Genomic DNA, 12789 nt, shown 5'->3' on the forward strand with positions numbered 1-12789 from the left:
TTAAGCTCCCATCGAGCACTAGCTCACCATCTTGGGGCGCCAGCCGCTTGTTTGCTCTCTGAGAGCACCAGCCCGCCGGCTTGCTCCGTGTGAGCATCAGCCCGCTGGCTAACGGACTGAGATAACCCTATTTGTCACTTTTGGGCTAGGATTAATATCTAACGGACTCAGGTGCCGTTATTGAACAAGATCTTGCCCAAAACAACAGCAAAGACCATGAATAACGGCTCCTCGGTCCGATAGCATCGCAAATCCAGCTGGATTTGCCCAAATAACGGCTCCTGAGTCCGTAACAGAACAGTCGCTTACACGGCAGCTGATGAACTGCTGTTTGGTGGGACGAGGACTTACGGCTGAGCGCTTACTGATGGGAACAAGGAGCTGATGGCTGAGAGCATAATGGTGTATTCATGGCACTTTAACTAGCTGATTACTATAGTCGATGTTTTCCCTCGGACTATTAAGCTCCCATCGAGCACTAGCTCACCATCTTGGGGCGCCAGCCGCTTGTTTGCTCTCTGAGAGCACCAGCCCGCCGGCTTGCTCCGTGTGAGCATCAGCCCGCTGGCTAACGGACTGAGATAACCCTATTTGCCACTTTTGGGCTAGGATTAATATCTAACGGACTCAGGAGCCGTTATTGAACAAGATCTTGCCCAAAACAACGGCAAAGACCATGAATAACGCCTCCTCGGTCCGATAGCATCGCAAATCCAGCCGGATTTGCCCAAATAACGGCTCCTGAGTCCGTAACAGAACAGTGGCTTACACAGCAGCTGATGAATTGCTGTTTGGTGGGATTCATGGCACTTTAACTAGCTGATTACTATTGTTGATGTTCTTCCTTCGACCTTTAGCGACGTGAGCTAAGAGCTGAGCAGCAATTCGTGGAAAGGGGGGCGGAAAACTGAGTTGCCATAGGCGAAATCCATGGCCATTTCCTCACTTCTGCCATTTTATTCTACTACCAAACAAAACTTCTACGCCTTACTAGAGTCTAACTTAATAGAATGCTGCAAAAGAAAGGAAATATTGTCGAATGAAACGAACAAAAAAGCTGTTAGCCCCTAGGACATTAGCTTTAATTACGACGGCTGCTTTAACTTTTGGAACAGTTCCAGTGCTGGCTATCCCTGCGTATGCAGCAGGAGTATCGCATTTGGATGAAGTGCGTGTTGCCTTATTCATAGATTCTGCCAAATATAAATTAATAGAACCGGTTACCACGCTCAGCTCGACAGGCGGAGTCGATATTAGTATACGTGGTTCAGCAGGTGTGCCCGAACAACTATGGCTTTCCGTGCAAGATAGTACCATCCGCACGTCGCTAGATCAGTACAGTGTCATGATGCTGGAAACGACGGATTTTGCTGCTGCTAAAGGCTTAAGTGCGAAGCTTGCTACGATGTCAGCAGATGGTTATGTGCTAAGTCGGGTGAAGCAAGGGAAAACGGTGTTCCAGGTATTCTACGGCAGCTTCCCTACGAACGAAGCAGCAGAAAGCGCTTCAACTCAAGCGATTAGGGATGCAACTGTAGCTGCGTTCACGAAGCAAGCTCCCCCTGTGGTAACAGGGCMGCTTCACTTAAGTGCGGGTGTGTTTGCGTCAGAGACTGCTGCATTGCAGCAAGCGGCTATGTATACAGGAGCTGGAATTCAAGCGGACTTGGCGTTGCAAGAAGATGGGACAGGAAAACCAGCTTATAGTGTATGGATTGGCAACGAAGCAACTCCTGCCCAGTTAGAAGTGGTGAAGCAGGCGGCTATGCGAGCGGTTCCCGCAGTACCTTTGCAAACCGCGAATACTAAGGCATCCTATCTCATTCGCAAATCAGACGTAACGGCGTCGCCGAATGGAACCACACCCGTCCCACATTTCGCAGCAGGAACAGGTCAGCAAAAAACGTTGATTCACCCCAAAAGTGAAGCGATCACCGTGAAAGAGAAAGCAGACCGCAAGTATCGTGGCGACATGGAAATAAGTACATATCAGAATAAATTAGCATTGGTGAATGAAGTGCCGATGGAGTCATACTTATATGGCGTGTTGGGAGCGGAGCTTAGCTCTGGATGGCCGGCAGAGGCGTTGAAGGCCCAAGCGGTTGCTGCCCGCACATTTGCTATCAAGCAGGGAAATAAATATGAAATCGCTCAAGTGAYGGATACGACGCTAGATCAAGCTTATTACGGTATGCAAAAAGAATTCGCAGCTGGCAATCAAGCGGTTGATGCCACGAAAGATGAAGTTATTTCAGACAAAAGCGGTTTGATTTCACCTGTGTTCTCATCGAATTCCGGTGGGAAGACAGCAGATCCATCCGAGGTTTGGGGAAATCCTGTGGGTTATTTGCGCAGTGTGGCTAGCCCTGATCAGGGAGCGGAAAATGGCAAAGCAACCTGGTACCGCATTCAATTGGCGGATGGCAGGTTGGGCTATGTTTCGGCTGAGTATTTGAAAGATAGCGGCCAGAAGGACAAAAACGGTACTCCCTACTATGAGTCTACCGATCAAAACGTAAATGTTCGTTTGGCGCCGTACGTGGACAATACAGCGAATCCCTCAATCGATCAACTTGCGGCTAAGGAAAGAGTACTAGTTGTAGGTCAGGAAAAAGAGTCCAATGCCTACTCATGGATGAGGGGCCCTTATACAGCGAGTGAAATGAAAAGTAAATTAACAGCGGCAGGGGTTTCGGTTAACGGAGATCTAACATCACTAGAGATATCTGCACGAGGCCCTTCTGGAAGGGTTACGGAGCTCAAAGCGAATGGCGTTGTGGTGAAAGTGCCATATCCTGATGCTCTGCGCACTGTGCTTGGTGGCTTGCCCAGCACACTGTTTGAAATTGAAGGAGCAGGCAGTTATACTGGTAGTACCCCACAAGGAACGAATCTGGCGATCGTGGGGGGAGGAAGTGCCCAAACAGGCACTATCAGCGCCGACTCCGTCTATGTGCTCTCCGGTAATCAATCGCAGCCCACTGTACTAAACCAGACGGATTTGACAGCATTAGGCACTACAGGATTGGCTAAACCAATGGATAAGTCCGGCACACCAGGAACTCCCAGTACACCTTCCGTTACACCAGTGCAAGGCAGCAATCAATTTGTCTTCCGCGGCACAGGCTACGGTCATGGCTTAGGGCCGGGGACTTGCTCGTGATGAATGATACACGAGTCATTCCAGCACGGCTCTTTGGCGTGAAGAAAGACACGGGAGCTAAGGTTGAACTTTTGCTTTTGAAACAGCTCGGCGAAGATCGCTGGGAAGCTCTGGTAAAGCCAGGGAAGCGTATGCAGCTGGGGGCTGTAGCCGTTTTTGGCATCAACCAGGATGGTGCGCAAGATGAAGAGCCGCTATTGACGGCGGAAGTCGTTGAAGTTGGAGATATGGGAGCACGCGTGCTTCAATTTAGTTATAAGGGTATTTTCAATGAAATTCTGGATCGATTAGGAGAAATGCCCCTGCCTCCTTACATTAAGGAGCAGCTGCCTGAGAGGGAACGCTATCAAACTGTGTACGCGAAGCACGAGGGCTCAGCCGCGGCGCCGACGGCAGGCCTTCACTTCACTGAGGCTTACTTGGATAAGCTGAAAGCGAAGGGAGTTCGTCTCGCGTTCGTCACTCTGCACGTGGGTTTAGGAACGTTCCGTCCGGTGTCTGTAGACACCATTGAAGAGCATCAAATGCACGCGGAATATTATGTGCTTTCTGCTGAAACAGCAGCGGCGATCAATGAAACCAAAGCAAAAGGTAACCGCGTTGTTGCTGTAGGAACGACTTCTGCACGAACGTTGGAAACCGCTGCAGGTCTCAGCCGTGAGCAAGCAGGAGCCGAAGCTGGCGGGCAATTCATTATTCAACCCTCACAAGGATGGACGAGTATTTTTATATACCCAGGTTATACCTTTGGGGTTGTGGATGCTCTTTTAACGAATTTTCATTTGCCGAAATCAACCCTGCTTATGCTGATTAGCGCTCTAGCCGGGAGGACGAATGTGATGCAGGCTTATGAAGAAGCTGTTCGAGAGCAATATCGCTTTTTTAGCTTTGGGGACGCCATGCTTATTTACTAGAAGAAACAAAGACTAGAGGAAGTTTAGAATAGGAAGTGGATGTAATGGCAGCAGCAGTAACGTACGAACCGATTAAAACTTGTAAACAATCCGGTGCCCGCTTGGGTCGGGTTCACACCCCGCATGGAGTCATTGAAACACCGGCTTTCATGCCGGTAGGCACGCAAGCTACGGTGAAAACAATGAGCCCAGAAGAGTTGAAAACGATGGATGCTCAAATTATTTTGAGCAATACGTATCATCTATTCATTCGTCCTGGTCATGAAATCGTAAAAGCCGCGGGCGGATTGCACAAGTTCATGAACTGGGATCGCCCTATTTTAACAGATAGCGGTGGGTTTCAAGTGTTTAGTCTGAGCAACATGCGCAAAATCACCGAAGAAGGCGTTACATTTAAATCGCATCTGAACGGTGACAAGCTTTTTCTCTCGCCTGAAGTAGCGATGGAGATACAAAACGCCCTTGGTTCTGATATTATGATGGCTTTCGATGAGTGCCCACCGTTCCCGGCAGAGTACGATTATGTGAAGAAATCATTGGAGCGTACGACACGTTGGGCAGAGCGTTGTTTGAAAAGCCACAGACGACCGGAAGACCAAGGATTATTCGCAATTATCCAGGGTGGGATGCACGAGGACCTGCGCAGAATGAGCGCGGAGCAGTTGACTTCCATGGATTTCCCGGGGTATGCTATTGGTGGACTGAGCGTTGGAGAGCCTAAGCATTTGATGTATGAAGTACTCGATTATACAACACCTTTGATGCCGGCTAACAAACCACGTTATCTGATGGGCGTGGGTTCACCCGATGCTTTAATTGAAGGCGCTATCCGCGGGATCGACATGTTCGACTGCGTACTTCCCACAAGGATCGCCAGAAATGGGACTTGCATGACAAGCGAAGGCCGTCTTGTGATTCGGAATGCGAAGCATGCGACTGATTTTGGCCCACTGGATCCCAAATGCTCGTGTTATACCTGCACAAATTACAGCAGAGCATATATTCGTCATTTAATTAAAGCGGATGAAACTTTTGGAATCAGATTGACTACGATTCATAACCTTCACTTTCTACTACAGCTTATGCGTGACGTAAGGGGGGCCATTATGGAAGATCGCTTGCTCGATTTCCGTGATGAATTCTTTGCATCTTATGGGCTGAATGATAATGAAAGAGGATTTTAAGAGAGGAGGATACCTATGTTTCTATTGGCTGAAACTGCGAATACTGGAGCGGTAGGATATTTGTATACATACGGGCCGTTAGTGCTCATGTTCGTGGTTCTCTATTTCTTACTTATTCGTCCACAGCAAAAAAGACAGAAAACACGTAATTCAATGCTGGGCTCTTTGAAAAAAGGAGATAAGGTCGTTACGATTGGCGGTCTTCACGGAACAATTATGGAGATCACTGACGACATTTGTGTGCTTCGTGTCAACGATGCAACGAAAATGACTTTTGATCGTTCTGCCATCAATGCTGTTTCACAAACAACAGCAAAGGAATAAAATAAAAAAGCGAGAACCTTCATCAGGCTCTCGCTTTTTGTTTGGGTTTTAAAGCTCATTGTTTTTCAATGATCGTTTAAGCAGCGCTTGTTCGCCAAGAATCAGACGCCCTTCGGAAATGCGGAGTCCCAATCTTGCGGCTACAACACCGAGCACAACACCGGCACACATGTCGGATAACCAATGGATACCCAGATAAAAAATGGTGAAAATGATAAACGCTGAGGAAATCGGCACGAAAATTTTCCAGAATGTACTGCGGCTTTTCACGGCAATGACAGCCATCGATACGGAGATCGACGTATGCAAGCTAGGAAAGCAATTATCGAGTCCCGATAGAGGGCGATAGTCCTGCTCGAAGGTTGGGAATACATCCAGAATTAGCAGCTTAACACTCGGATGAAACGACCATACTTCGTTAACTGGAAAAAACAGATAAAACGGAATGGCAACCATATAGTTGAACATGAGTGCGTAACAAATCGCGTAGAACAGTTTATAATTTTTCTGGAATGTATAAAGGGCGATGGATGTAATCATGACGGATGGAAAGATCACGACATAGAAATAACTGCTTACCACTGTCAATATATCATTATGGAAGAGATGTTGAATCGCTGAAACAAAGTTTCCTTCTATGCTATAGATAGATTTGGTAAAATCAGCTTTATAGTCAATTCGTTTTTCGACCCACATCTCGAGCTTATTAAAAAAGAGGATCGTGATGAGAGCTGCGAAGTGGATTAAGTATTTCCGTGAAGTGAATATCTCTTGAACGAAGCTTCCGGCGATGACGAACGGGTTTTTTCGTGTCGCGGCAATTAGAAAAACAATGACAGTAATTACTATATAGACCGTTGCATGTGTCATAGACTGAAACGGGCTCATGGTGATTTCCCCCTAATATTGGAAATTATTGCGAATATAACTATGATATTATACCACAATCAAAGGGGGATGGTGATATTTTCACGGAAACGTCTTATTTCTTCGTGTTAACGCCAAGGATGCCTCCAAGTGCTCCTGCTGCAAATAAAATACCGAGCAATTGCAGGGATTGAAGATTAAGTCCTGCGTCAAAAGCTAGAAAGCCAACCAAGAAAATAAGGATAAAATAGACGAATCCGACGAGTCCCCCGTGGTACCAGCCGCGGTTACCAGCTCTTTTGCCTGAAACCCAGCCTCCGATAAACAGCGCTGCAGTGTGGATAATTGTAGTTAACGTATGCAAGGAGCTCTCTTGTGTGCTAGTTAGCAGCAAAAATAACGATGTTACTATTGTCCCAATTGTCATCATGCTTAATGAATAGGCAAGTCCGGAAAATAAAGGAGATGTTATTCGAACCTGACTGACCGTTTTCATGGGGTTCATAGGCACCAATCCTTTCGTATATTCGTTCTTTTCATTATCATCATTGTATGGCCAAGCACATAGAATTAGTACAGACTGTTCAAAGGGAAGGTGAATAATTATGACGGAATTTTCTCAAGGACCGGCTCTGTGGCAGGCTGTTGCAGCTCTTATTATTTTTGTTGCCGCTTATGTTTGTATCTTGATTGAGAAGTGGGACCGTATGTATACGGCGCTTGGAGGGGCAATGCTGATGCTCCTGCTGGGCGTTATTCCGATTGGAAAGGCTTTTACAACCTACGCAAATTGGCATGTTCTTATATTTCTTATTAGTTTATTTGTGATTGCTGGCCTTTTTCAGAAAACAGGACTTATCGCTTTTGCTGCTAGTAAAATTATACGCGTGTTTCGGTTACAGCCCTTTACGATACTAATAGGTTTGTCGATGCTGGCGGCTGTAACTTCTGGCCTGTTAAACGCTTTGCTCGCCATTGCTGTTATCGTTCCGATACTGCTCAAAACAACAAAGATGATGAAACTATCGCCTGTTCCTTTTCTAATTGCTGTGCTGTTATCCGCGAATCTAGGTGGATCAGCAACACTTTTGGGAAATTGGTCCAATAGGATGATTGGTGCAGCCGAGCATATAACAACGGGTGAAATGCTTATGAAGATCGGACCGCTTGTTATTCTCATGCTGGCCATCGTGTACCTCGCGATTTGGTTTCTCTATGGAAGGAAAATGATTATCCCAGAAACGTACAAGCGGGAGGTTCTTAGCTTACAGCCCGATGCTTACTTAACGGAAGATCGTGTCCAGTTTGTTGGTGGTTGTATCATTTCCGGAGCAACATTACTGGCTTTTTTATTGCAAGGTATTCTGGGCTGGCAAGCATCCTATATTGCTGCAGGTGGAGCAGTAGCGCTGCTCGCGCTCAACTACAATGACGTAATCGAGCTAATTAAAAAGAGGGACTACCGCTCCGTCTGGAGTGGGATACTCGAAACTCAAGGCTTGTTTTTCCTAGGATTGTTTATCATGGTTGGTGGATTAACGTATGCCGGGATATCGGGATTCATCGCTGTCAGAGGATTAGAGTTGAGCCAAGGCTCTGTTTCATTCTTGTCTATCCTTTTGTTATGGCTAACTGGTTTTGGATCATCGGTTGTGGATTATGTACCCTATACCGCGGCTATGATTCCGGTGATCGAACATTTAGGAACGGAAATACAGAGTTTTTCCCAAGCATCCATCCAGCCTCTGTGGTGGTCAATCATTGTAGGTACGGCCATTGGAAGCGGAGTTACACTCTTCGGTTCGATTTCGAACATGTATGCGGCTGCGCTCACCGAGCAAGAAGGAGGAGGGCTGAATTCTCGCAATTATTTCATGATTGCAGGGCCTATTTCCTTGGTTTTATTCATCGTAGCTACAATCTATTTCAAGTTATTTCTGTTGTAATTCCCAACAATTGAATACGTAAATTCTGCATGATGAAGTGCATGAGCGGTCAGAATACCAGTGAACTCCGAGAACAAGCAAGAAGCTTAGATCAGGGAGGCTATCGATGGATATTCTGACCATTTTTTTACGTACCGTGCTGATCTACTTTGTCGTTTTTCTAATGCTCCGCCTCATGGGAAAACGGGAAATCGGGAAGTTATCGCTGTTTGATCTGGTGATTTCGATTATGATTGCAGAAATTGCTGTTTTCGTGCTTGAAGATGTAAAGAAGCCTATTATGGATGGGATTGTCCCGATGGCGACACTGGTGCTCATCCAAATCTTCATCGCCTATGTAACGTTGAAAAATAGGAATCTCCGCGTTTTATTTGACGGGAAACCTAGCGTTATTATCAAACAAGGGCTGATCGACCGTGAGGAAATGAAGAAACAYCGTTACAATCTGGATGATTTGATGCAGCAGTTAAGGCAAAACAAGATCATGAATGTCGCGGACGTGGAGTTTGCCGTTCTTGAGCCTTCGGGGAAGTTAAGCGTAGTGGAGAAAAGCTTGAAAGCTAAGGAGACAGAGACAGCGATTGACGAACAAGGCCTTAAAGGCACGATTCGTTATGAAGGTCTTCCGCTGCCTCTCATTATGGATGGCAAAGTACAGGATGATAATTTAGAGAAAATTGGAAAAACGAGATTTTGGCTAAAAAATCAGCTTCAATTCAAGGGAGCGCGCGATTTCAAAGAAGTATTTTACTGCTCCATTGATCACAGAGGCAGAATGTTTCTTGACCGTAAGAGATAGGCTAACGGATAATCTTTTTGCCCATGTTCAGAATCCGGGTTAGATCCTTCAAACTAATCAATCGAAAAACCGTAATGGAAAACATATAAACGATAAACCCTACGAGTGATGAGGTTATAAAACGAAGCCATTCAACTGAAGTCCACGGGATATACATGATGAAGTAACAGCATAGACCTGAGAGGGCCATAGCCGCTCCAATTTTCCCGAAATCACTGCCCTCCATACGAAACTTCAGCAAGCGCACAACACTGTTCCAATGCAGGAGCGTAACCAGCACGATATTTACATTGATGGCAAAAACAGCTCCTTGAATACCAAGCTCTGGCTTGCTTGCCAGCCAATAAATAAGAATAAGCTTGACGGTAGAGCCTATTAAGGTATTAATCAATGCGGATCCGGGTTTGTTCAAAGCTTGCAAAGTCGACTGCAGGGGTGCTTGGAAATAGATGAATATGGCAATAGGAGCCATCATTTTCAGCATGACACCCACATCGGGTTGATTGTACATATACCTACAGATGGGCTCAGCCAGCACGAACATGATGACAGCGAAGGGAGCACCTGTGACCAAAGCAAGTTTTAAGGATTGATGCAGGCGGGCATGAATGGTTTTCATATCTTTGCGAGCAGCGGCTTCACTTAAGGAAGGGACGAGCGAGACGGATAAAGACATTGTCAGTGCGCTTGGCAGCAGAATGATAGGGATAATCATCCCTTGCAACGCACCATACTGCGCTGTTGCAAGCGAAGTGGCGATGCCTGCGATAGCTAGACTTTGTGCAATTAGTATAGATTCGAACAAATAGGAGCTTGCCCCAATTAATTTACTGCCCGTAATCGGGATGGAAATGCGCATAATGCGCTTGAAATTAGCCATCGCCCCATTCGTTTTCGATGTGCCGATTTGGGCGGCAGGTATTTTCGGGGACGATTTCTTATCATACTTGAAATGGATGGCCAGGACGGCTAGTCCGCCGATTTCACCGGCAAGAACGCCTACCATAGCGCCAGCGGCGGCATATTCGATCCCGTAAGGGATCATTACATACGAGCAAACAAGCACCATCACAATGCGAATCAATGTTTCCATGATCTGAGAGGTTGCCGTGGGAATCATATTCTGTCTGCCTTGAAAATAACCGCGATAAACAGCGGAGACCCCGATAATCGGGATCATTGGACTCATGCACAGGAACGTGTAATAAACGCGTGAATCGGTTAACAGATGGGAGGTGATCCAAGAAGCTCCTGCGACGCAAGCAATTGTAAATAGGATGCTCAGACTAATTGTGATCACTAAAGAAATTCGAAGAATACTGCGAATTCTCGATTCATTCTGCTCGGTTTCGGCCTCGGCAATCAGCTTGGCAATCGCAACAGGGATTCCTCCTGTTATGATCGTCAGAATGACGGAGAGGAAGGGCCAACCCATATGATAAATGCCAATGCCTTCTGCGCCGATGACACGCGGCAAAGTAATTCTAGGTATGAAGCCGAGAATACGGTTCAAAATGCCTGCGGCCAAAAGAATCATCGTGCCCCTGATAAATGACTGCTTGGTCATGCCATACCCTCTTCCGATACTTGTCTTACCTTATGAATATGCGAGAGTTGGTCAAGCTCATGCTAACATTTTATGGACAGGTCAAAGCTAGGCAGGAAATAGGCAGGTGAATATCGAATAAGATGACGAGTTAACCATGATAAACTGACCTTAGGAGGATCTCTCTATGAATGGAGAAGATAATGATCAAGTTCCTCATCATCCTGAGGACAAGGCGAATACACAGCAAGAGGAAAGTGAAAGTGAGTCAGCCCCCGATAATGTAGACGAGGAGGAAGCTGAAGTTGCACTTTCTGATCTTGAACTGAATGAGGTCATTGAGAATCTATGTTTGAGCAAAGTTGAAGAATTTGTACTGCTTGGCTATGAACATGTCACTGGAAAAGAGATCTGGGATTGTGTGAGTGACAAATACCGTAAAACGGGAGTCCCTTCTCTACATCAAATCGTGAATGACATTTTATCACTGAAATCGACCCAGTTTATGAACTGGATGACGATAAGCATGTATAAAGGGGCCCAATTCTAAGAATAGGGCTTATTTTTTCATGTAACGACTTAAATTGACTCGATTTTCAGACCTGTATATAATAGGCATATTGAGTATCGAAGGGAGACAAGCAAGAGATGCTGGATTGGAAAAGAATATCGTTCTTTTTTCTAACGGTTGTTATTGTTCTCGGCGCAATCGGAGCAACAAGCCCTAGACTTGTAGAACGAATCAAGCTTGGATTGGATTTAAAAGGCGGTTTTGAAATTTTGTATACCGCGGAGCCTCTAACGGCTGGGCAACCTTTAACGAAGGAAACGCTTACGCAAGCGGCTGAAAGTCTTGCCAAACGGGCTGACACCCTTGGCGTAGCAGAGCCTGAAGTCAACACAGAAGGATCAGATCGGATTCGTGTGCGTTTGGCGGGCGTTGAGAACGAGGAAGAAGTTAGAAGCTTGATGTCCAAGCCATCTGTGCTTACCTTCAGAGGTCCGGATGGGACAGTTTACATGAATGGTACTGATTTCGTGGAAAACGCAGCGAAATTAAGCTACGATCCGAATACGAAACAGCCGATTGTAGAAATCAAAATGAAAAGCAGAGAGAAATTCAAGGAAGTTACGACAAAGCTTGTTGGCAGCACCTTGTCCATCTATTTGGATGATCAAGTGCAATCGACGGCATCTGTTAATTTCCCAATCGACAGCGATTCCGCTATCATTACACAAACAAGTGTAACGGAAGCGACTAAAGTAGCGAAAATGATTAACTTGGGGGCAATGCCGCTAAAGTTAACCGAAAAATATATTCAACGTGTTGATGCGACGCTTGGACAAGCCTCCTTGCACCAAACAGCGCGAGCTGGTTTGATTGCATCGATCCTGATTTTCCTCTTCATGGTCCTGTATTATCGTGCACCGGGACTAGTTGCAGCTTTCACACTAATTACCTATGTTTGGGTTCTTCTCGCGGTCTTCGACTTTATGAATGCAACCTTAACGCTGCCGGGTATTGCGGCCCTTGTACTCGGAGCAGGTATGGCGGTTGATGCGAACATTATTACATACGAAAGAATCCGTGAAGAAATTCGCGCGGGCAAGAGCATCCTTTCCTCTTTGAAAGCAGGCTCCAAGCATTCCTTCCGTACAATCATGGACGCTAACGTTACGAACTTGATTGCCGGTATTGTTCTTTACTATGTAGGGAACGGCGCAATTCGCGGATTCGCGGTAATCACGATGTTAAGTATTATTATCAGTGTCTTAACAAACGTTATTTTCTCCAGATGGCTGCTTCATCTGATCATACGAGGCAACTTGCTCAAAAAGCCAAGTTATTTCGGTGTGAAGGAGGCAGAGATCCGTGGACTCTAAGAACAAGTTTGATTTTGTAAGATCACGCAACAGATTTTTTGGTATTTCGATTGCTCTTCTTGTTGTAGGATTAGTTGTCATGCTGATCTCGGGGATGAACTTCGGGGTCGATTTCAAAGCTGGAACGAATATCGATCTGGTCGTAGGCAAGCAGTTGGATAA

General features: G+C 46.0%; 11 protein-coding genes and 1 pseudogene. 9 read left to right on the forward strand and 3 right to left on the reverse strand.

Annotated features, from left to right (window positions below; translation table 11 throughout):
• Positions 1–1348: 1348 nt before the first annotated feature.
• The 4 genes and pseudogenes from AC1DUA_RS09805 to yajC all read left to right on the forward strand — a co-directional run bounded on the left by AC1DUA_RS09805 (position 1349) and on the right by yajC (position 5585).
• Complete coding sequence (locus tag AC1DUA_RS09805) at positions 1349–3163, forward strand: SpoIID/LytB domain-containing protein (RefSeq protein WP_477499560.1); 1815 nt, start codon at positions 1349–1351, stop codon at positions 3161–3163.
• Positions 3136–4077 (forward strand): annotated as a pseudogene (queA, locus tag AC1DUA_RS09810) (tRNA preQ1(34) S-adenosylmethionine ribosyltransferase-isomerase QueA); the annotation flags it as partial. The gene AC1DUA_RS09805 and the pseudogene queA, both read left to right, overlap by 28 nt.
• A gap of 44 nt (positions 4078–4121) precedes the next feature.
• Entirely contained in the window at positions 4122–5261 is a 1140-nt protein-coding gene (tgt, locus tag AC1DUA_RS09815) for a tRNA guanosine(34) transglycosylase Tgt (protein ID WP_477499552.1), read from the forward strand.
• Between the two features lie 15 nt (positions 5262–5276).
• Complete coding sequence (gene yajC, locus AC1DUA_RS09820; protein WP_477499553.1) at positions 5277–5585, forward strand: preprotein translocase subunit YajC; 309 nt, start codon at positions 5277–5279, stop codon at positions 5583–5585.
• 48 nt (positions 5586–5633) lie between these two features.
• Here yajC and AC1DUA_RS09825 read toward each other — a convergent pair whose 3' ends face one another.
• Both AC1DUA_RS09825 and AC1DUA_RS09830 read right to left on the reverse strand, forming a co-directional pair.
• Positions 5634–6473: a phosphatase PAP2 family protein gene (locus AC1DUA_RS09825; RefSeq protein ID WP_477499554.1), complete on the reverse strand. Its 840-nt coding sequence runs from the start codon at positions 6471–6473 to the stop codon at positions 5634–5636.
• Between the two features lie 94 nt (positions 6474–6567).
• Complete coding sequence (locus tag AC1DUA_RS09830) at positions 6568–6957, reverse strand: TIGR04086 family membrane protein (protein ID WP_477499555.1); 390 nt, start codon at positions 6955–6957, stop codon at positions 6568–6570.
• Between the two features lie 100 nt (positions 6958–7057).
• Here AC1DUA_RS09830 and AC1DUA_RS09835 point away from each other — a divergent pair, with 100 nt between their 5' ends.
• Positions 7058–8398, forward strand: coding sequence for an SLC13 family permease (locus AC1DUA_RS09835; RefSeq protein WP_477499556.1), 1341 nt, complete (start codon positions 7058–7060; stop codon positions 8396–8398).
• Positions 8399–8504: 106 nt separating this feature from the next.
• Positions 8505–9197, forward strand: coding sequence for a DUF421 domain-containing protein (locus AC1DUA_RS09840; RefSeq protein ID WP_477499557.1), 693 nt, complete (start codon positions 8505–8507; stop codon positions 9195–9197).
• A 1-nt stretch (position 9198) separates the two neighbouring features.
• Here the strand turns inward: AC1DUA_RS09840 and spoVB are convergent, their stop codons facing one another.
• Entirely contained in the window at positions 9199–10764 is a 1566-nt protein-coding gene (gene spoVB / locus AC1DUA_RS09845) for a stage V sporulation protein B (protein WP_477499558.1), read from the reverse strand.
• 166 nt (positions 10765–10930) lie between these two features.
• On the opposite strand from spoVB, the gene AC1DUA_RS09850 reads away from it, so the two are divergent.
• From AC1DUA_RS09850 to AC1DUA_RS09860, 3 genes are all read left to right on the forward strand, one after another.
• Positions 10931–11293 (forward strand): post-transcriptional regulator, encoded by a 363-nt coding sequence (locus AC1DUA_RS09850; protein WP_477499559.1) that lies wholly within the window; start codon positions 10931–10933, stop codon positions 11291–11293.
• Positions 11294–11394: 101 nt separating this feature from the next.
• Positions 11395–12627, forward strand: a complete 1233-nt coding sequence (gene secD, locus AC1DUA_RS09855; RefSeq protein WP_477499561.1) for a protein translocase subunit SecD — start codon at positions 11395–11397, stop codon at positions 12625–12627.
• Positions 12628–12706: 79 nt separating this feature from the next.
• Positions 12707–12789: hypothetical protein (locus tag AC1DUA_RS09860; protein WP_477499562.1), on the forward strand; the 83-nt coding region annotated here is incomplete at its 3' end.

This window comes from Paenibacillus sp. 01T422, assembly GCF_056398785.1.

Coding starts and splice junctions, on each gene's coding strand:
- tgt (WP_477499552.1), top strand. CDS start 4,122: ATGGCAGCAGCAGTAACGTACGAACCGATTAAAACTTGTAAACAATCC.
- yajC (WP_477499553.1), top strand. CDS start 5,277: ATGTTTCTATTGGCTGAAACTGCGAATACTGGAGCGGTAGGATATTTG.
- AC1DUA_RS09825 (WP_477499554.1), bottom strand. CDS start 6,473: ATGAGCCCGTTTCAGTCTATGACACATGCAACGGTCTATATAGTAATT.
- AC1DUA_RS09830 (WP_477499555.1), bottom strand. CDS start 6,957: ATGAACCCCATGAAAACGGTCAGTCAGGTTCGAATAACATCTCCTTTA.
- AC1DUA_RS09835 (WP_477499556.1), top strand. CDS start 7,058: ATGACGGAATTTTCTCAAGGACCGGCTCTGTGGCAGGCTGTTGCAGCT.
- spoVB (WP_477499558.1), bottom strand. CDS start 10,764: ATGACCAAGCAGTCATTTATCAGGGGCACGATGATTCTTTTGGCCGCA.
- AC1DUA_RS09850 (WP_477499559.1), top strand. CDS start 10,931: ATGAATGGAGAAGATAATGATCAAGTTCCTCATCATCCTGAGGACAAG.